This is a genomic window from Cyanothece sp. BG0011, from assembly GCF_003013815.1.
Taxonomy (GTDB): Bacteria; Cyanobacteriota; Cyanobacteriia; order Cyanobacteriales; family Microcystaceae; genus Crocosphaera.
In genome coordinates this window covers 1-20288 of sequence record NZ_PRLH01000183.1, presented here as the reverse complement: position 1 = coordinate 20288, position 20288 = coordinate 1, and the positions used below count along the sequence as shown (strand labels likewise).

Annotated in this window: 20 protein-coding genes, 1 pseudogene and 1 riboswitch; of the genes and pseudogenes, 10 read left to right on the top strand and 11 right to left on the bottom strand. The window is 38.9% G+C overall.

Annotated elements, in window-relative coordinates:
• Window positions 1–251: 251 nt before the first annotated feature.
• The 5 genes from C4E06_RS22000 to C4E06_RS21980 all read left to right on the top strand — a co-directional run bounded on the left by C4E06_RS22000 (window position 252) and on the right by C4E06_RS21980 (window position 4348).
• Window positions 252–1235: an alpha-ketoacid dehydrogenase subunit beta gene (locus tag C4E06_RS22000; protein WP_107670533.1), complete on the top strand. Its 984-nt coding sequence runs from the start codon at window positions 252–254 to the stop codon at window positions 1233–1235.
• A 135-nt stretch (window positions 1236–1370) separates the two neighbouring features.
• On the top strand, window positions 1371–2783 hold the full coding sequence (secD, locus tag C4E06_RS21995; RefSeq protein WP_107670532.1) for a protein translocase subunit SecD: 1413 nt from the start codon (window positions 1371–1373) through the stop codon (window positions 2781–2783).
• 31 nt (window positions 2784–2814) lie between these two features.
• Window positions 2815–3741 carry a protein translocase subunit SecF gene (gene secF / locus C4E06_RS21990; RefSeq protein ID WP_107670531.1) on the top strand — a complete coding sequence of 309 codons (927 nt, stop codon included), beginning with the start codon at window positions 2815–2817 and terminating at the stop codon, window positions 3739–3741.
• A 140-nt stretch (window positions 3742–3881) separates the two neighbouring features.
• Window positions 3882–4079, top strand: coding sequence for a hypothetical protein (locus C4E06_RS21985; RefSeq protein ID WP_107670530.1), 198 nt, complete (start codon window positions 3882–3884; stop codon window positions 4077–4079).
• A gap of 2 nt (window positions 4080–4081) precedes the next feature.
• A complete protein-coding gene (locus tag C4E06_RS21980; RefSeq protein WP_107670529.1) occupies window positions 4082–4348 on the top strand; it encodes a type II toxin-antitoxin system RelE/ParE family toxin in 267 nt (88 codons plus the stop codon).
• A 37-nt stretch (window positions 4349–4385) separates the two neighbouring features.
• Here the strand turns inward: C4E06_RS21980 and C4E06_RS29320 are convergent.
• Both C4E06_RS29320 and C4E06_RS21970 read right to left on the bottom strand, forming a co-directional pair.
• Window positions 4386–4484 (bottom strand): annotated as a pseudogene (locus C4E06_RS29320) (DUF433 domain-containing protein); the annotation flags it as partial.
• Between the two features lie 411 nt (window positions 4485–4895).
• Window positions 4896–6350, bottom strand: a complete 1455-nt coding sequence (locus C4E06_RS21970; protein WP_107670528.1) for a cobyrinate a,c-diamide synthase — start codon at window positions 6348–6350, stop codon at window positions 4896–4898.
• 231 nt (window positions 6351–6581) lie between these two features.
• Here C4E06_RS21970 and recA point away from each other — a divergent pair, with 231 nt between their 5' ends.
• Both recA and C4E06_RS21960 read left to right on the top strand, forming a co-directional pair.
• Window positions 6582–7631 carry a recombinase RecA gene (recA, locus tag C4E06_RS21965; RefSeq protein ID WP_107670527.1) on the top strand — a complete coding sequence of 350 codons (1050 nt, stop codon included), beginning with the start codon at window positions 6582–6584 and terminating at the stop codon, window positions 7629–7631.
• Window positions 7632–8167: 536 nt separating this feature from the next.
• Window positions 8168–9019 carry a cysteine peptidase family C39 domain-containing protein gene (locus tag C4E06_RS21960; RefSeq protein ID WP_107670526.1) on the top strand — a complete coding sequence of 284 codons (852 nt, stop codon included), beginning with the start codon at window positions 8168–8170 and terminating at the stop codon, window positions 9017–9019.
• A gap of 64 nt (window positions 9020–9083) precedes the next feature.
• Here the strand turns inward: C4E06_RS21960 and C4E06_RS21955 are convergent, their stop codons facing one another.
• The gene (locus C4E06_RS21955; protein ID WP_107670525.1) at window positions 9084–9752 is read right to left on the bottom strand and encodes a HupE/UreJ family protein; all 669 of its coding nucleotides are present in this window, start codon (window positions 9750–9752) and stop codon (window positions 9084–9086) included.
• Window positions 9753–9821: 69 nt separating this feature from the next.
• Window positions 9822–9972, bottom strand: a riboswitch (cobalamin riboswitch).
• A 138-nt stretch (window positions 9973–10110) separates the two neighbouring features.
• On the opposite strand from C4E06_RS21955, the gene C4E06_RS21950 reads away from it, so the two are divergent.
• A complete protein-coding gene (locus C4E06_RS21950) occupies window positions 10111–10485 on the top strand; it encodes a DUF6464 family protein (protein WP_107670524.1) in 375 nt (124 codons plus the stop codon).
• On the opposite strand, the gene fmt is transcribed toward C4E06_RS21950, so the two are convergent.
• Window positions 10482–11477 (bottom strand): methionyl-tRNA formyltransferase, encoded by a 996-nt coding sequence (gene fmt / locus C4E06_RS21945; protein ID WP_107670523.1) that lies wholly within the window; start codon window positions 11475–11477, stop codon window positions 10482–10484. The two genes, C4E06_RS21950 and fmt, sit on opposite strands and share 4 nt — an antisense overlap.
• Window positions 11478–11623: 146 nt before the next feature.
• Between fmt and C4E06_RS21940 the strand changes: the two genes are divergently transcribed.
• Window positions 11624–12373 carry an amino acid ABC transporter ATP-binding protein gene (locus C4E06_RS21940; protein ID WP_107670522.1) on the top strand — a complete coding sequence of 250 codons (750 nt, stop codon included), beginning with the start codon at window positions 11624–11626 and terminating at the stop codon, window positions 12371–12373.
• Window positions 12374–12719: 346 nt separating this feature from the next.
• Here C4E06_RS21940 and C4E06_RS21930 read toward each other — a convergent pair whose 3' ends face one another.
• From C4E06_RS21930 to C4E06_RS21910, 5 genes are read right to left on the bottom strand one after another with little or no spacing between them, the layout of a single operon-like run.
• Window positions 12720–13733: a sulfate/molybdate ABC transporter ATP-binding protein gene (locus C4E06_RS21930; protein ID WP_107670520.1), complete on the bottom strand. Its 1014-nt coding sequence runs from the start codon at window positions 13731–13733 to the stop codon at window positions 12720–12722.
• A 25-nt stretch (window positions 13734–13758) separates the two neighbouring features.
• Entirely contained in the window at window positions 13759–14583 is an 825-nt protein-coding gene (cysW, locus tag C4E06_RS21925) for a sulfate ABC transporter permease subunit CysW (RefSeq protein WP_107670519.1), read from the bottom strand.
• Window positions 14584–14601: 18 nt separating this feature from the next.
• Window positions 14602–15453 carry a sulfate ABC transporter permease subunit CysT gene (gene cysT, locus C4E06_RS21920; RefSeq protein WP_107670594.1) on the bottom strand — a complete coding sequence of 284 codons (852 nt, stop codon included), beginning with the start codon at window positions 15451–15453 and terminating at the stop codon, window positions 14602–14604.
• A 23-nt stretch (window positions 15454–15476) separates the two neighbouring features.
• Window positions 15477–15767: an NIL domain-containing protein gene (locus C4E06_RS21915; protein WP_107670518.1), complete on the bottom strand. Its 291-nt coding sequence runs from the start codon at window positions 15765–15767 to the stop codon at window positions 15477–15479.
• A gap of 17 nt (window positions 15768–15784) precedes the next feature.
• Window positions 15785–16792: a sulfate ABC transporter substrate-binding protein gene (locus C4E06_RS21910; protein WP_370051353.1), complete on the bottom strand. Its 1008-nt coding sequence runs from the start codon at window positions 16790–16792 to the stop codon at window positions 15785–15787.
• Window positions 16793–16971: 179 nt separating this feature from the next.
• On the opposite strand from C4E06_RS21910, the gene C4E06_RS21905 reads away from it, so the two are divergent.
• Entirely contained in the window at window positions 16972–17763 is a 792-nt protein-coding gene (locus C4E06_RS21905; protein ID WP_107670516.1) for a Crp/Fnr family transcriptional regulator, read from the top strand.
• A 132-nt stretch (window positions 17764–17895) separates the two neighbouring features.
• Here C4E06_RS21905 and rodA read toward each other — a convergent pair whose 3' ends face one another.
• Together rodA and C4E06_RS21895 are read right to left on the bottom strand one after the other, a co-directional pair.
• Complete coding sequence (gene rodA, locus C4E06_RS21900) at window positions 17896–19170, bottom strand: rod shape-determining protein RodA (protein WP_107670515.1); 1275 nt, start codon at window positions 19168–19170, stop codon at window positions 17896–17898.
• Window positions 19171–19346: 176 nt separating this feature from the next.
• The coding region (locus tag C4E06_RS21895; RefSeq protein WP_107670514.1) for a P-loop NTPase at window positions 19347–20288 on the bottom strand (942 nt) is incomplete at its 5' end.

Here is a 20288-nt window from a genome sequence, read left to right as displayed (position 1 = left end):
TTATTGAAGAATTTTGATTGAGTCTGAAACGGTTATTTTGCTGATATATTCCATTAGTAAGAATTGAGCCAAAACGATGATTCAATCTGAGGTAGATTATGGAGAGAATAGACTTTTTTTAGAGAAAAAATCGGCATTTTATGAGGGAATTATAAAAAATTAATACAGAAGAACCGTTGTTGGTTTCCGAAAACGATAAAATGTAGGGCTGTAATGATAGGATAACAAAGGCAAGGAATTAGTATAAATATATGGCAGAAACTTTATTATTTAATGCCCTACGTCAAGCTATTGATGAAGAAATGGGACGAGATGACACAGTCTTTGTCTTAGGGGAAGATGTGGGACACTATGGCGGTTCCTACAAGGTAACCAAGGATCTTTACAAAAAATACGGAGAACTGCGAGTTCTCGATACACCCATCGCAGAAAATAGCTTTACCGGAATGGCTGTGGGTGCAGCGATGAGTGGCTTACGGCCGATTATTGAAGGAATGAATATGGGCTTTTTATTATTAGCCTTTAACCAAATTGCTAACAATGCCGGAATGTTACGCTATACCTCTGGGGGAAACTTCAAAATTCCCATGGTTATTCGCGGGCCCGGAGGGGTAGGACGACAATTAGGGGCCGAACATTCCCAACGGTTAGAAGCTTATTTTCATGCGGTTCCTGGCTTAAAAATTGTGGCTTGTTCAACCCCTTATAATGCTAAAGGACTTCTCAAAGCAGCCATTCGAGATGAAAACCCGGTCCTCTTCTTTGAACACGTTTTACTTTACAACCTCAAAGAAAGTCTCCCCGACAAGGAATATATTGTTCCCTTAGACAAAGCAGAAATTGTCAGAGAGGGTAAAGATGTCACCATTTTGACCTATTCGAGAATGCGTCATCATTGTTTACAGGCCCTCAAGGAAATTGAAGCCCAAGGTTATGATCCTGAAATTATTGATTTAATTTCCCTTAAACCCTTTGACTTACAAACCATTGGCGACTCCATACGGAAAACTCATCGCGTCATCATTGTTGAAGAATGTATGAAAACCGGCGGGATCGCAGCGGAATTAATTGCTTTAATTAATGATAACTTTTTCGACGAATTAGACGCGCCGGTGGTTCGTTTATCGTCTCAAGACATTCCGACCCCTTACAATGGAATGTTAGAACGATTAACCATTGTCCAACCTCCCCAAATTTCTGAAGCAGTGGATAAATTAATGACACTGCATATTTAGTTAGATGAGATGGAGAGGGGGTAAGGTCAGCAAATGTAGAATGTAAAATGTAGAATTTAGAAATTAACTTTTTCTACATTCTAAATTCTAAATTCCCCCTACTCCCACTCCCAAACCCTTACCAAAGACTCCAGTATGAAACAACGACGTTTGTTGATCGGTTTTATTATCGCCCTGGTCATTGGTGCGATCGCCCTTCTTAATACTATCCCGTTGCAACTCGGTTTAGATTTGAGAGGTGGGGCCCAATTAACCATTCAACTTCAACCCACCGAAGACGCTCAAACCATTTCAGAAGAGGACTTAGAAGCAGCTAAAACCGTCCTGCAAAACCGAGTGGATGGTTTAGGGGTAGCAGAACCGGTGGTGCAAACCCTCGGACAAGATAAAATTGTCGTCCAGTTACCAGGAGTCACGGACCCCGAACAAGCAGAACGGGTATTAGGAGGAACGGCACAATTAGAGTTCCGTCAACAACGTCAGGGGACTGAGGGGCAACTACAGGCTGAATTTACCATCAGACAGCAAAAACAAGCAGAATTAGACGCTCTGAGACTAGGAGAACCCACCCCCGAAGAGGAACAACAGATTGCTGAGTTAACCGAGTCCATAGAAGAATCAAATCAAGCCCTTTTAGCCCTCTTTGACTCCGTGGGATTATCCGGTAAAAACCTCAAAAATGCTCGTTATGGCCCCACCCAAGGGACTGAATGGGAAGTGATTATCGATTTTGATAACGAAGGGGGTCAAAAGTTCGCAGAATTGACGAAAAATATCGCAGGAACCGGTCGCAGTATCGGTATTTTCCTAGATGATGTGTTAATCAGTGCGCCGGTGGTGGGGGCTCAATTTGCTGCTGCTGGTATCACTGGGGGCAGTGCGGTGATTACCGGGAATTTTACCGCCGAAACCGCCAATGAATTAGCGGTACAGTTACGGGGGGGTTCTTTGCCTTTTCCTGTGGAAGTGGTAGAAAATCGCACCGTTGGGGCAACGTTGGGACGAGAGAGTATTCAACGCAGTATCTACGCTGCTGTGGCTGGTTTAATCTTAGTTTTAATCTTTATGGCGGTTTATTATCGTCTTCCTGGGGTTTTAGCAGATTTAGCTTTAGCCATCTATACACTGTTAACTTTGGCTTGTTATTCTTTGATTGGTGTTACGTTAACCCTTCCGGGTATTGCGGGGTTTATTCTCAGTATTGGGATGGCAGTGGATGCTAATGTGTTGATTTTTGAGCGCACCCGTGAAGAGTTACGCAGTGGCAAGACTCTGTATAGTGGGGTGGAATCGGGATTCTATCGAGCATTTTCGAGTATTATCGATAGTAACGTTACCACTTTAATCGCCTGTGCTGCTTTATTCGGTTTGGGTTCCGGGTTGGTTAAAGGGTTTGCTTTAACGTTAGCTATTGGAGTATTAGTGAGTATGTTTACGGCTTTAACTTGTACTCGTACTTTCTTATTAGTAACGGTGTTAGGGTTGCCTAGTGTTCGTAAAAAACCAGAACTCTTTTGTCCGAATTTACCCACAGCCAGTAAATCTTAATCTAACTTATTGTTCTATTTAACAGAAGAAAATGCAACTCAATATAATGAAATGGGAGCGGTTATGGTGGTCTATTTCTGCCTTAATTATTGCAGGTGGAATCATTGCCATGATCATTTCTTATACGACCTTTAAAGCCCCATTAAGACCCGGTTTAGACTTTATTGGCGGGACTCGACTACAATTACAATTAGCTTGTGCGGTAGAAGGCACTTGTGAACAACCCATTGATGTCGGAGAAGTAAGAGAGATATTAAACCAACAAGAGTTAGGCAATAGTACCATTCAAGTTTTAGAAGGTAATATTCTCTCTATTCGGACTAAAACTTTAGATGTAAATGAAAGAACCCAATTACAACAAGAATTAAATGATGAGATAGGAAATTTTGATCCCGAAACCATTCAAATTGATACCGTGGGACCCACCATCGGACAAGAATTATTTGAGTCAGGAATTTTAGCTTTATTGGTTTCATTTTTTGGCATTATTGTCTATCTTAGTGTTCGATTTAAGTTCGATTATGCTTTTTTTGCTATCCTAGCTTTACTCCATGATGTGTTAGTAACTGCTGGTGTTTTTGCTGTTTTAGGATTAGTTGCCGGCGTAGAAGTTGATAGTTTATTTTTAGTGGCTTTACTAACAATTATTGGCTTTTCTGTTAACGATACTGTAGTTATTTATGATCGCATTCGAGAAAATACAGATAGATACAGTGAAGAATTATCAATTAATGAAATTGTCGAAAATTCTGTTAATCAAACCCTTGGTCGTTCGATTAATACCACTCTTACTACTTTATTACCTCTCGTTGCCATTTTCTTATTCGGTGGTGAAACCCTTAAGTTTTTTGCTTTAGCATTAATTTTAGGCTTTATTGCTGGTTCTTATTCAAGTATTTTTATTGCGAGTACCTCATTAGCTTGGTGGCGTAATCGTCAAGGATTAGCTAAGGGTTAAACTTAAGTAGTCAGGTGGGAAATTTCCACCCTATAATCTCCTTTTTCGAGCAACTATATTAAAGGTAATTGACGTATCCGAATTCGATTTGACTCTACTGAAATTTGCTAAACTTATTAATAATACATTCAGTTAAAATTATGCCAAACCCTCAAAAACAGACCTTAAAACCCATCCTTAAAGAATTACTCTATGAACTCCTTACCCAAGAACAAGACTTGCTTAAAGACTTAATTTATGAAGTTATAGAAGACATGGCAATGGCCAATGCAATTAAAGAAGGAATAGATAGCGAAAATGTTAGTCGTGAAGAAATTTTTTCTCTCTTAGAAGACTAACCATGAACATTGAATTTCGTCAAACCTTTAAAAAAGACTTACGAAACCTAAAAGATCGTAAAATAAAGCAACAAATTCAAGCGGTGATTGAAGACATAGAAGCTGCACGAACCCTAACTGATTTAAGAAATGTTAAAGCAATACAAGGACATCAAGGATTTTATCGAATTCGGATTGGAAACTATCGTCTTGGACTTTATCTAAATGGAAATGTTATTGCTTTAGTACGTTTTCTTCATCGAAAAGATATGTATCGTTACTTCCCTTGAAAATCTACTAAATCATTAAAAAATGCAGGACTTTCTAAAGCTTTTTAAAACTTTTACGAACGGTTAAGCGCAAATTTCGGATACAAGGTTGTCCGTTCATGCGATTTGGATTAATCGTAATTCTATCTAATTTCATTTTTGTTAGATTTGAATTTGTTGTAATAATTCCTCAATTTCTGGATCTTTTGCGATCGCTTCGACATCAATCACTGCTTGACGAGGATCAGATAAATATTCATATTTTTAGTCATTTTTCTCTTCAATATTACATTAAATTTTTGCTGCTCAAAAACTTTAAACCCCCTAATCCCTAATAAGTCTAGGACTAAGGGGAGTAGGGGGTTAAATTTCTGTTTACGGGTCTTCTGATTGAAACCTAACTGCCGGAAGGAACTCCAGCTTAGTTAGATCCAGGGGGACTTAACTTCTAGAGAACAGCCCCGGCACACAGCCGGCTAACTTCAACCAGGAGACCCATGATTTTACTACTATCTGACATGGGCATCACCTCCTTTCTTACCTGAACGGTTATTTTCTTTAACTGAACTTAGTCTAACGCAAGGTTCTTAAAAAAATCAAGGGTGTGACGAAAAAATTTTTCAGCTATCTGGGGACACCCCCCAAAATGCAGATGAAGATAAGACCCATGAACATTATGACACTGCCATCCTTCCCCATAAATAGGACTATTTTTCTGCCAACTCGATAGGTTAAAGATGGGTTGAGGAGAAGAATGGGTTAACTGGGAACGATGGAACTCATGACCCCAAATCGTTTCCCCTTCATTCAACAGAAGACTAGAACGAGAGGCGATCGCTTGTCGATACCCTAAAGTCAATTTCTTCCCCATTTTAGCGGTTGTGGGTAAAATACCCACCATGGGCCAGGATTGACCCTTAAAATCAACAATTTCTTGACACAGATACATTAACCCCCCACATTCAGCATAGGTAGGCATTCCCTTGATAATGGCTTGTTTCACTGCATTTAAGGCGTTTTGGTTCCTTGATAACGTTTCGGCAAAGACTTCGGGAAAACCACCCCCAAAATATAGCCCGGCAGTGCCTTCGGGTAAGGTTTCATCTTCTAAAGGACTCCAGTAACAGAGTGTAGCCCCTAATTGTTCTAAAATATCTAGGTTATCAGGGTAATAGAAGTTAAACGCTTTATCTTTAGCGATCGCTATTTTGATCGATTGTCTCTCCCCCTTTCTCAAGGAAGGTATGGGGGGATCGCCTCCTGCAAAGGGTGACGGGGTAAGGTAAGGCAAAAGTTGTTCCCAATTAAAACAAGTTTGAGCTAAATGGGCTAACCTATCAAAAAACTGATCAAGTTCTGGCAGTTCATCAGTGGGAACTAACCCTAAATGGCGATCGGGAATGGTTAAATCTGTTTGGCGACGAATAACCCCTAAAATCGGTAAATTAAGAGGCTTTAAAGCCGTTTCAAGTAAAGTTAAATGGCGATCGCTTGCCACTCGATTTAAAATCACGCCGACAACATTAATATTAGGATCAAGGGAACGGTATCCATGAGCGATCGCAGCCACCGATCCCGATAATCGACTACAATCAATGACTAATACCACAGGAATCTTTAAAATTCGAGCAATATGCGCCGTACTACCATAATCTTGACAAAAACTTTCTATTTTCTCCCCTACTCCCTGCTCCCTGCTCCCTGCTCCCTTCTCCCTCTGCTCACTCTGCTTCCCCAACGGAACCCCATCAAATAACCCCATAACCCCTTCAACCAGAGCATAATCAACCCCGTGACACTGTTGCTGAAAACAGGATTTAACATAGTTAACAGAGGTCAAAATCGGGTCTAAATTACCACAGGGACGACTTGTGATATAACTGTGAAACATAGGATCGATATAATCAGGCCCCACTTTAAATGATTGAACCTTGGCCGCTTTTTTCCTCAAAAACGCCAGTAAAGCTAAGGTTATCGTTGTTTTGCCTGTTCCACTGCGATCGCCAGCAATAATTAATGTCACGATTTTTTAAACAGATAACTGGGTAAATAGTCACTAATTTTCGATAATTCCGTAATAATAAGTAGGAATTTCCGTAAATTTTCTCCCTTACTAATCTCAATGTAAATGTTACCCTAGATAATAGAGACTATCACAAAATTGTCATCATTAGAGTTCTTGTCAGTAAAACAAGCTATAATAGACAAATACTTTTGTACTAAATTTGTTGTGTAAGAATAGATAGAGGCATTAATGGCTGCGATTACAAACAATCCTGATAAAGAAAAGGCATTAGGCTTAGTTCTCAACCAAATTGAGCGAAATTTCGGTAAAGGCTCCATTATGCGTCTAGGAGACGCAGCCAGAATGAAGGTGGAAACCATCTCAACCGGGGCTTTAACCCTAGATTTAGCCTTGGGGGGTGGACTCCCGATGGGAAGAGTGGTTGAGATTTACGGGCCAGAAAGTTCTGGGAAAACAACCCTCGCCCTTCATGCGATCGCAGAGGTGCAAAAGGCCGGCGGTGTGGCTGCCTTTGTCGATGCAGAACACGCTTTAGATCCCACTTATTCGGCGGCTTTGGGAGTCGATATTAATAACTTATTAGTGGCTCAACCAGACACTGGAGAATCTGCCTTAGAAATTGTCGATCAATTAGTGCGATCAGCAGCAGTGGATGTGGTAGTGATCGACTCAGTGGCGGCCTTAGTTCCCCGTGCAGAAATTGAAGGGGAAATGGGGGATACTCAAGTGGGTTTACAAGCTCGTTTAATGAGTAAAGCTTTACGAAAAATTGCGGGAAACATTGGTAAATCAGGCTGTGTGGTCATTTTCCTTAACCAGTTACGGCAAAAAATTGGGATTACTTATGGAAGTCCTGAAGTTACCACCGGAGGAACTGCACTAAAATTTTACGCCTCGGTGCGTTTAGATATTCGTCGTATTCAAACCCTCAAAAAAGGCAGTGAGGGAGAGTATGGAATTCGCGCTAAGGTGAAAGTGGCTAAAAATAAAGTAGCCCCACCCTTTCGCATTGCTGAATTTGACATCATTTTTGGTCAGGGAATTTCTCGTATGGGATGTATGTTAGATTTAGCCGAACAAAGTGATGTGGTTCTTCGTAAAGGTGCTTGGTATAGTTACAATGGGGACAATATTTCTCAAGGAAGAGATAATGCAGTCAAATATTTAGAAGAAAATCCCAAGATTGCTGAAACCATTGAACAACAGGTACGTGAAAAACTAGAATTGGGATCATTAAGTTTTGCTATTTCTCAAGGAGATGGAGGAGAAGAAGAATAAGAAACTAGCTACAATTCTTTTTTTCTATAATGTGGATGGATCAATAGATCCATTTTTTTTTATCTTAATTTATCTTATTAGTTAATTCTCAAGATTTTTTCTTGAATTAAAGTCTATCTAATAAGTGGGTAGGCATAATTAAAGATGAAACCTTTGTCGGGTGGGCAATGCCTAAAACTATCTTTATATAAAGGTTCTAGCTTTAATTAGCATTGCCCACATTATCCGTTTATTTATACTCACCTACTTACTGCTATTTTGAAGCAAGACAAAAAATTAAATAAAAAAAGTTTCCGTAATTTTACCCCTGACATCTCCTGATTAGTGTAGCTATTTTAGAGATAAATAACGAGATTGACAATATGATTAATTTACTTATATCTAGTGCCATTAATTTAAAGGATTCTTTTTCTCAAAGATTTGCTAAGATTCTCTCTCTTGACTTACAAGCTTTTTTGAATTATTTATTGTACGGATATTGGTTCGATGAAGTTATTTTTGTTAATTAGTTACTTGAATATTTTAAAGAAATTATTATGATTGATTTAATTGTTCCTAGTGTCATCGGTTTAGGATTAGGTGGTTTTTTGGGCAATGATTTAGCCCACAAAGGAATTACCGCAGAAAACGCCTTAGAAAAACATCAAAAAACGGCGAGGATTATTTTCATTAGTTTAGCAGGTCTTTTAACCTTATTAATTGTTATTGATCGCTCAAACCTATCTTATTATCTTCCTGCGGTTTTTCCTCATATTCTTTCTTTACATATACAGGCAATTTTTGATAATCTATTGTTGGGCTTTGGCTTTTTTATTTTTGGACTATTATTTCTGTTAGAATTATCAGGATGGTCATCGAGTCAACGGAGAAATCAACTATTAGTAGGATTAGGGGCTATTTCTCTTTGTTTATCTTTATTATTGTATTGGTTTTCTCCAGTTATTCATGATGTAGGAGAATTAAAGATTGTTGACGGAGTTGTTATACAGTCTACTACGGTAACTTGTGCGCCGGCAAGTATTGCTACTTTAGCAAGATTGAGTGGAAAACATCCAAATATTAGTGAAAAAGAGGTAGTTGAACTTACCAATACGAACCGTTTAGGAACTAATACATTAGCGGAAATTGCAGCAATGGAAGAGTTAGGATTAAATCCAGACTATCATCATGATTCAACCTTAGATGAACTAATTAATCGCAAACAATTAGCTTTACTTCACGTCAAACAACGGTGGTTAAGTCAACAGTTTCCCCATGCAGTGGTTTTGATGGGTATTGACACCGACAAAGAAGAATTAATCATAGGAAATCCTCTTTTTGGGACCGAAACTAAACCTTTCAGTGAATTAAAAGGTTACTGGTTTGGTGAGGTGATTTTTATTAGTTAAAATTCGCAAAAGGGACAATTTAAATTGTCCCTTTTATCTTAAATTTTTCTGCTTTCAAACTTCATTAAGCACCGAAAGCAAAAGCAAAAAAGACAAACCCTATTCCACTAATCCCTAACCCAATCATTCGTAAAATAAAATTAGTTTTATCCTGAAACTGCTGACTCATAAAAATAGCTAAAACCAAAGCAGCAAAAGAACACAATAATTGAATGATCGCAAAGCCAGCTAAATAAGCAACAATAGGATTCATTTCGGCCCCAATCACTGCTTCTCCATAAGCATAACCATGAAAAATACCTGCGATTATAGCTATGGTTGCAACAATAATAGTAGAGAGACTAAAGGAAAAAAAGTTATATTTTTTGCTGGCTAATAAACCCCCAAAAACGATTACAGAAGTAGCAATAATCATCTCAGGATAGGGTAACTCAATAGCTTGTAGATGTATCCCTGTTCCTATCATTGTCGCCAGAATAAAAGCAATGGGAATTAAAAACCCTTGTTTCACTTTTGTTCCTAATAAACCTACAGCTAAAATAAAAGCAAAATGATCTAAACCAATGATAGGATGACCTAAACCTGATAAAAATCCCTCAAAAAAATTACTAGGGGTTTCTCCTCCAAAGGGATGATGTGCAGTGGCTGGTTGTGCTAATATTAAGACAGTTAAAACTGTTAAAATAATAGTCGCTTTTAGACGTAATTGATGCTTAATTGACAAAAATCTCATCCGTACCTCGCAGATAGAGTTGAAAAATACTCAGTCAAATGATGATAATTATGATCACATTCAACTGATAACAATAGCTAAGTTATCGGCAGGTATTCTGACTTAGAAAGTAATGCTTTAGACTTCATCACAGTTGCGGGACAGTGTCGGACTTACACCAAGCTTTCCCTGTTACCTTTAGCGACTGATCCCCACTAAAACCGATAGCTTGATTATTATAATCATGGTGGGTAAATTACGTCAAATAATATGAAGAATAAATAAGTCAATATAAGAATGGATTAATTATTAAATTTATTTCCTTATTTAGGGAAAGTTGATTATAATACGAACGTTAAGGAACGATGCCAGATTAAGAATGAATCAAAATTCTATTTTAACTGAAATTATTTTAAGTCATAATCATCAATTATTGGGAAAACTTTCATTAGATTGGAATCCCAAAAAAAGCAATCATTTAGAGTTAGAAGGAACAACCTATACTATCTTAGAATATCATCATCATTATCACTACCAAATGGGGGGTTATCAATTAAAAAAAGTTTCTCTTTATGTCCAAAAATCTTCAAATAGTCAGACAAAGACTCTAGTGAATGGTCGTTGGATTTTAGGAGATATTAATTGTCGTTTTAATGCTAATTCTGAGATAGTAACTTGTGCTGTCAATCCTCAAGGTTCTTGTCAAAATTGTCAATTTCTTGAACCCAAAGAAGACAGTACAATTAATAATTAAACTAATACTTCTCCTACTTTTAGATGACTGCCATTAACCCAATCCCAACCCGACTGGGAACGTTTGCCAGAGGGTTGAACATCTGATAGTAATAGTAATCCTTCTCCTGTTTTAATTAGTGGGCCAAACTTTTTGACTAAACTAATAACTTCACCAGGCTTTCCTATTGTTTTGTCTAAGGATTCAATTTTATTTTTTAACCCTTCAAAGTTATTATCTAATGCTTTTAAATAATCATCATTAATGGGAATAGTTGCCATAATTTTTAATTTCTCATCTCGAAAGGACGTAAAACAATTAGGATAAAATCCTCTAATTTGATTATGAATAGCGATCGCAGATTTATTCCAGTCAATCATAAAATCTTCTTTATTAATTAAAGAAGCATAAGTTGCTTCGTCATCCTTTTGGGAAGTAGGGGTTATTTCATTTATTTTTAGTTTTTCTAAAGTTTCAATTAATAAATCTGCCCCTTGATTGGCTAATTTTTCAGCAATTTCATAAGCATTCTCAAATAAATTTATATCTGTATAAGCTTTTAATAACATATCCCCTGTATCCATTCCCTCATCCATTAACATGGTGGTAATTCCTGTTTGGCGATCGCCGTTATAAAGACACCATTGAATCGGGGCAGCACCTCGATATTGAGGTAAAATAGAACCGTGAACATTAATACATCCCAGTTTAGGCATTTGTAGAATTTCTGAAGATAAAATCTGTCCATAGGCCACCACCACAAACACATCAGCTTGGCTATTTTTTAACTGGGATAAAGTATCTTGATCTTTTTTAATTCGTTTGGGTTGCCACACAGGAATATTATGATCTAAAGCGACTTTTTTAACGGCTGAGGGAATTATTTTTTTACCTCTTCCTCTTCTTTTATCGGGTTGTGTGACGACCCCAATTACATTAAAGTGAGGATGATCTAATAATTTTTCTAACGTGGGGACAGCAAATTGTGGGGTTCCAAAAAAGATAACTTGCATAATAATGTTAGTAGATATCAATACTATTTTAATGTAAATAGTGCCTTAATTAATCTACTTTTAAAATTAATCAAGAAATAAACATAAAACTTTGATTGATCATTGCTAAAATAGGTAATATTCAATAATTAAGGATCACTTAAACCATGACCCAAACTTTCACAGAAACCGCTATTATTGCTCAAGATGTTGAAAAATGGTATGACAATAACTTTCATGTTTTACAGGGGGTTAGTCTGACGGTTAAGCAAGGGGAAGTGGTTGTGATTATGGGTCCATCCGGTTCAGGAAAATCTACCTTTATTCGCACGTTTAACGCCTTAGAACCCTATCAAAAAGGGAGTATCATGATTGATGGGATTAAACTATCCCATGACCTCAAAAATATTGAAGCTATTAGAAGAGAAGTCGGGATGGTGTTCCAACAATTTAATTTATTTCCCCATTTAACTGTCCTCAATAATGTTGCCTTAGCCCCCATTTGGGTACGACATTGGAAAAAAGACAAAGCCGAAGCCAAAGCGATGCAACTATTAGAAAAAGTTGGCATTTTGGAACAGGCGAATAAATATCCCGGTCAATTATCAGGGGGACAACAGCAACGGGTGGCCATTGCCCGCGCGTTGGCCATGGAACCGAAAATTATGTTATTTGATGAACCCACTTCGGCCCTTGACCCGGAAATGATTAAAGAAGTCTTAGATACTATGCGTAGTTTAGCCGATGGAGGAATGACAATGGTATGTGTCACCCATGAAGTCGGGTTTGCCAGAGAAGTTGCTGATAGAGTGGTATTTATGGATGGAGGAAAAATCGTAGAAATAGCCACACCTGAAGACTTTTTTAATAACCCACAAGAAGAAAGAAGTCAGAAATTTTTATCACAAATTTTGTAACAGAATTACAGTTAATTATGATGATAAATATACTGACATCTTGCACGCCTTACAAAATAACCTAATAGCTAAAAAGAAGACAGTCAATGCTCAAGCAGTTAGCCTTAAAATAAAATACTTTTGCCTGTCTTGGTGAGCGTTTCCTTGCGCAGATGCGAAGGCGCGGGGTCTCACCGCTCTTGCCTCTTGCCTTTTGCCTACACCCCCTACCCCCCCTGCCCCCCTTATAAAGGGGGGTGTGGGGGGTCTGCCCCCCTTATAAAGGGGGTGTGGGGGGTCTGCCCCCTTATAAAGGGGGGTGTGGGGGGTGTGGGGGGTGTGGGGGGTGTGAGGGTTGGGGAGAAAATTAGGCAATTTTAGAGGGAAAAACCCAAGTTTTACTAAGTTTCACAAAAACCTTTTGTTGCTGTTCTAAATTCAATTGAGAAAACATTTCACGGGTGATGTGTGCAACCACTTCATGACCATCATCTAATTGAATTTCTGCTTGAATTTCCCATCCTAAATGAATAATTCTCTGTATGGTTCCCCAAGTCCCCTCACCATTCTCTGTGGGGGAAATGGTTAATTCATGAGGACGGACGAAGATTTCTGAAATAGGATGACTTGCAGCTAATTTTGAGGATAAATGACTATGTTTAGGCAAAACATTAACATCACCAATAAAATTCATTACAAAGGGAGTCGCAGGATGATCGTAAATGGTTTGAGGACTTCCTACCTGTTCAATACGTCCCTGGTTCATAACCACAATTTCATCAGCAACGGCCATCGCCTCTTCTTGATCGTGGGTCACAAAAACACTGGTGACATGAACCGTATCATGAAGACGACGCAACCAACTGCGTAATTCTTTCCTGACTTTAGCATCTAACGCCCCAAATGGCTCATCTAAAAGCAAAACTTCTGGTTGTACCGCTAAGGATCTCGCTAGGGCCACCCGTTGACGCTGTCCCCCTGATAATTGAATGGGATAGCGATCGCCTAGTCCTTGTAATTGGATTAAGTCTAGCAGTTCATTAACTTTAGCTTGAATTCTTTTTTTAGGATGACCCCGTAATTCTAACCCAAAGGCAATATTTTGACGCACAGTAAGATGCTTAAACAGAGCATAATGTTGAAAAACAAAGCCAATATTGCGCTTACGAATATCTAAATGGGTGGTGTCTCGTCCGTTAATGATAATTGTCCCTGTATCGGGCGGTTCGAGTCCTGCGATCGCTCTTAATAGGGTTGATTTTCCTGATCCCGATGGACCAAGTAAAGCGACTAATTTTCCGGGTTTCACCTCAAGATTAATCTTATCAAGGGCTTGAAAATGACCGAATTGTTTTGAAACATGACTAATGACAATACTCATGATTGATCCTCTATATTTTGTTTATTTAATGACTGGTTTTACGATGGGTATAACGTTCAAGAATTTCTTTAAAAATAAGGGTGATAAGGGCTAAACCAGCAAGGATAACCGCAGCCCCAAAAGCGGCTTCTGTTTGATAATTTTTGTAGGCTAATTCAACAAAAATTGGTAAAGTAGCGGTACGTCCCAAAATACTGCCAGAAACCACGGCAACAGCCCCAAATTCCCCCATTGCTCTGGCATTACTCAGTAATACCCCATAAAGCAACCCCCAACGAATATTAGGGAGGGTGACACGCCAAAAAATTTGCCAATCTGTGGCCCCCAGGGTTCTTGCGGCTTCTTCTTGATCGGAACCCATCTCTTCTAATACGGGAATGACTTCTCTCGCAACAAAGGGTAAGGTGACAAAAATAGTGGCTAGAACCATCCCAGGTAAAGCAAAAATGATTTGTATGCCAATTTGTTCTAAAACAGAACCAAACCAGCCATTACGACCATAAACTAACACCAACATCAAGCCAGCTACCACAGGAGAAACAGAGAAAGGCAGATCAATAAGACTCATTAATAAGGTTCGTCCTTTAAAGCGTTTTCTGGCTAATACCCAAGCTGCACAAAGTCCGAAAATAGTATTAAGAGGAACAGCAATCAAGGCAATAATTAAAGTTAATTTGATGGCCGCTAAAAAAATCGTCTGACTGATGACCAATAAAAATGGTTCAACTCCTCGGTGAAACGCTTCATAAAATGCAGCGATCGCAGGAATAAACAAGACTAACAAAAGATAACTAATTGCTACAAAAATTAAGACTGAAGGGACATATTTCGATGATTGAATATTTAACATAATACTAACCTTCAATGATTACTTAACTTGATAGCGTTGTCCCCATTGCTGTAACCTGTTAATCACTAAAAGCATTAACAAAGAAACTAACATGAGAACTGTCCCGATAACTGTTGCTCCAGCGTAGTCATATTGTTCCAATCTTTGAAACACTAAAACAGGCGCAATTAAATCATTAAAAGGAATATTAGAGGCAATAATAACCACTGATCCATATTCCCCAATAGCGCGAGAAAACCCTAAAGCAACCCCAGTTAAAATAGAAGGGATTAAAGGGGGTAAAATGACTCGCAAAAATGTCTGTAATTGATTTGCTCCTAATACCCAAGCCGCTTCTTCTAATTCTGGTTCCAGTTCTTGTAAAACGGGTTGTAACGTTCTCACTACAAAGGGTAAAGAAATAAACAACATTGCCACAAAAACCCCTAAACGAGTAAAGGCAATTTTAATCCCAAATGGAACGAAAAATTGACCTATCCATCCCTCTTGACTATACACAGTTGCTAACACTAAACCTGCCACAGAAGTAGGTAACGCAAAAGGTAAATCGATACAAGCATCAATGAGCTTTTTGCAGGGAAATTGATAGCGAACTAATACCCATGCGACTAAACTGCCCATTATACCGTTAATTAATCCTGCTAATAATGAGGTCACAAATGTCATATTATAAGCAGATAAAGCCACAGAAGATGTTGCAATTCTCCAAAATTCTGAAAATCCTAAAGTTAAAGATTTACTGATCAGTGCTAGGGTAGGAACTAGCAACAGAATGAGGAGATAGCTAAGGGTAATAACCCAAGGAATGGAAACGGTAGAAGGCGAAGAGAATCTTGATTTCAAGAAGATATTTTCGAGGTGAGTGTTCATGTTTTTGGTGTCAATTATTAATGTTACCATCCGTCATATTCTTGAGTGGAATCTCCCCAAATAATAATATTATTTTCTCTGAGGGAAAGTAAGGCATTTTCAATCTGTTGTGATTCTCCTTGAATTTCAAGATCAAACCAACCACTTTGATCTCCAGTTTGATCTAACATAGCCCCTAAAATATTGATTTTAAGATGATAAAAAGTAGCTAATTGAGAAAGAATTGGAGCTTGATGATATTCAGCAGGAATCTGAATTGTAATTCGTCTTTGAATGAATCGATCTTGTTGGTTGGAATTCGATAAAAGAGTCATAGTAACCTCCAGTATTCTTACTTTTTATTGATTTTTGTAAGCATCTTGTCAAAAGCTGCTCCATCTGCAAAGAAATCACTTTTAATTTTCTCCCATCCACCCAAATCTTTAACAGTAAATAAGTTTTTAATGGGAGGATATTGGGATTCAAATTCTTTAGTAATGGTGGGATCAATAGAACGAAAACCAACTTTTGCAAACTCCCTTTGTGCTTCAGGAGTGAAGAGAAACTGAGTGAAAGCTTCAGCAACTTCTCTATTACCATGTTTATCAACATTCTTATCAACAACCGCCACAGGATTATCAATAGAAATATTATAATCGGTTGGTACAAAATATTTACTTTTGTCTCCTTTTTGCTTTGCTAAAATTACCTCATTTTCGTAATTTAATAGTACATTTCCTTGTCCTTGCTTATAAAAAAAATCGCTAGACTCACGGGCATCTTTGGGCAAAACAGGAACATTTTTAAAGACATTTTCGACAAAAGTTTGTGCTTTTTCCTCTGTTCCTCCTGCTTGAGTTACTGATCCCCATAATGCTAGAAAATTCCATCTTGCCCCCCCAGAAGTTTTCGGGTTAGCGGTAATCACTTGAATATTATTATTGGCAAGATCAGACCATTTACTCAGTTTAATTTCTTCATTTCGGGGAACAAAAGCAACCACTGATTTATGAACAATGGACTCATTCGGCAACTCTGCTTCCCATCCAGGATCGATTAAACCTGCTTTTTCAATCTTTTGGGTGTCTAACGCTAACGCAAGGGCGACAATATCCGCTTCTAAACCATCAATAACAGCGCGCGTTTGAGATCCTGACCCCCCATAACTTTGTTCAAATACAACGGTTTGCCCTGTTTTTTGCTTCCATTGCTCCGTAAACATAGGAATAATTTGCTCATACGCACTCTGAGTTACTGCGTAGGAAACTAAGGTCACTTTAATAGGTTGATTACTCTTTTCTGTTGGACTGGGAACCGAACAAGCAGCGATCGCACTACTTAAACCCACTCCCAAAACCATATAACCGACAAAGCGCAGAGGTTTACTCATCTCTCGATCATTCCTGTTTATATCTTAAAAAGAGTTTATATGAAATAGAAAAAATTTTCAATACATTTCAAATACAATTTTGATTAATTTTCCGAACCTTCTAACTTGTGCCATGATAAAAGTGGAATAATTAGAGATTGTCAGAAATCATGGCAAAATCCAGCCAAAAGACCGAATTAAATCTCATAAAACGTCTAATTGAGCAAAATTTCTTATTTCAGGCTATGGAAGAATCCTGGTTAAGTCAATATCTCTCTCCGAGTGTCCTTAAAGAAGAAAAGCTGTTTTCCAACCGTCCCATTTACACAGCGTTTCGTCCCCATGAATTTATCGATGGGTTATATGTCATCTTAGACGAGGGGTTAGTTATTGCCCGAAGTGCGCCTCTAGATCGGATTATTTCTATTACCTATCCTGGGAGTTGCTTTGGTATTCGTAGTCTTCCTTTTAGTTTTGGTTTAGCAGTACAAGGGTTTCCTAGTTTAGTAGAAGCTTATAAAACCACTCACATCATAAAAATTCCTGTCTCAACCATCGAAACCCTTTATAACGAAAGTGAGTTATTTCGTCAAAGGTATCATTTACTATTTGAATTAAGACAAAAATTTCAATATCATTTACTCAATTGTAGTACCTATCCTCCCCAAGCGGTTGCTTCTTTATTAAGAGCATTAATTTATCAAGAAAGAGAATTAGGAAACCAACCCAATGCTAAAGGAATTTATGAATTTGACCTTCCCATTGATGTGATTGCTCGTGCCTGTCAATTAAATCAGCGTACCGTCGAACAAGTATTAAAAGGAATGCAAAAAGTAGGCTTATTAACAACTTCTAAAAACACTGATTTATCTGCAGATTTACTGTCTATTGTTGATCCTGAAGGACTCAAAGAAGTTTATAGTGCGACGAGAGATAAAGTGTCTTGGTGGCCGTTACGTTGACAACGTGAGTCTTTTTTTCTCCATCGAACTCAGGTTGGCAGGTAATTACTCAAGATTTACCCCCTCTATTACTAGAAATTGAACAGACAATTAAAGATTTAGAAATGTAGTTCATTCACCCTTTAAACTTATCTAAAATCGCTTTTTCGGTCGATAATTAGCCACAGATTCTACTAAACCCAAGGCAATAAAATTCGTTAATAAAGCCGATCGCCCGTAACTTAACCAAGGTAAAGGAATCCCTGTAATGGGGGCTAAACCCACCGTCATACAGATATTAACAATCACCTGAAAGGCAATCATTGATAACATTCCAATGGCTAATAATGAGCCAAAATTATCATTTGCTTGACAAGCAATCACCACTAAGCGAAAACAAATCAACCAAAACGCCACCAAAACAGCGATCGCACCAATAAAGCCAAACTCTTCACCCACCGCCGAAAAAATGAAATCCGTATGTTGTTCAGGGATAAAATTTAACTGGGTTTGTGTCCCTTCAAAGAGTCCCCGTCCCCATAATTCACCGGAACCAATGGCAATACGAGATTGAATTAACTGATAACCCCCACCCAAGGGATTTTTTTCCGGTTCTAAAAATAGGGTTAAGCGATCTTTTTGATAATCTTTGAGCAGTCCCCAAAAAATGCCACTGAGTTTCCCTGCGCCAAAATTCATGGCCATAGCAAGGATAGTAGATACAAAACGCAAGGGTAACGTAAACCAAGCGACTAACCCCATTAAAATAGCCCAAACGATCCACCCAGGAAACAAGACATTGAATAAAATAGCTGAAACAATGGGAGACACCATTAAAATTAACCATCCGGGGGACATATTCGCCCAATACAGCATCCCCAACGTGATCGCCCCAAATACTAACCCCGTTCCTAAGTCAGGTTGTAACATAATTAACACCCAAGGAACGGCAGTTACCCCTAAAATACGTAAGACTGATGGGATGGTATGAGCATCCTTTTGATGGAGTAAAGCCGCTAAGGTAATAATTAAGCCTACCTTAGCAAACTCTGACGGTTGGATATTAAACCCGGCAATCTCGATCCAACTTTGGGCCCCGTTGGCTGCTACCCCAATGGCAATAACAGCAATGAGAGAAATATTGGTGATAGCGTAAGTGATCCAGTGCCATTGTATCAAGTTCTCATAGCGAAAACGGGCTAAAAATAAAGCGATCGCCACTCCTAACCCCCCAAATAGCCAATGTTGCCACCAGTCTACAGAGGTTTCGTGCAGTTCTGTACTACGAATCATCAGCCCTCCCACACTGGTTAACCCTACCACCAAGATCAGTAATAACCAATCCACTTGGGGCAAAGAGGATAACCATAGGGGGGCTGTTCGTTTGCGACTGCTTCGATACGCGTATTTTGTAGCCCGTAACATCATAATAGGTAGAACTCCTCACAGAACCATCTAAACACAATAAACTCTATCAGTGGAATAGAGTAGCAGCAGACAAATCGGAGCAGGGAGAAAATAGAGCTAATTTTTTCTACTTAACATCTTAAAATTGAAGTCAAGCAAAAGACAAAAATCTTAATGTTTAGATTACTTATCACCTTTTAAGTTAAAGCGGCCACAGACACTTTAGCCGCAATATTTTGAGCGATCGCCGTTAGGGCTTGGGCCGAAGCCGACTCAGGAGCCGACATGACAATGGGAACCCCTTTGTCACCCCCTTCTCTGAGGGCAATTTCTAGGGGTATACAGCCCAGTAGAGGCACTTGTAACTCTTTTGAGGCTTTTTCGCCACCCCCGGAGCCAAATAGGTCATATTGGCGATCGGGTGCGTCTGGGGGGATAAAATAGCTCATATTCTCCACCAACCCCAAGACATTAACCCCCAACTGTTCAAACATTTTTAAGCCCCGACGAGCATCTAACAGAGAGACAGTTTGAGGGGTGGTAACGATAACCGCACCGGCCATAGGAACTGCCTGAGCCATAGTTAACTGAGCATCTCCAGTGCCTGGGGGCATATCCACCACTAAATAGTCTAACTCTCCCCAATTAACTTGATAGAGAAATTGACGAATAATGCCATTGAGCATGGGACCACGCCAGATCACCGGTTGATCGGGATCGATTAAAAAGCCCATGGATACCATTTTCACCCCATAGTTAAAGGCCGGTTGAAGAATGTCCCCTGCTTCGTTTTTTTCGACTTGTACCTCCGTATTTTCTAGGCCTAACATGGTAGGGGCATTAGGACCATAGATGTCAGCATCTAATAAACCGACTTTTGCCCCGGTTTGAGCTAAGGCAACGGCAATATTCACTGCAACGGTGCTTTTTCCGACCCCTCCTTTACCACTAGAAACCGCAATAATGTTTTTTGTTCCTGCCACCGACTGCTGGTTGGGGAGGGCTTTTTGTTGGGGGGTTTCTGCGGTGACTTCTACGTCGACGCTTTCTACTCCTGGCAAGGTTTGAACCGCTTTTTTACAGTCATCTACGATGAATTCTCGTAAGGGACAAGCCGGGGTGGTTAAAACCAGGGTAAA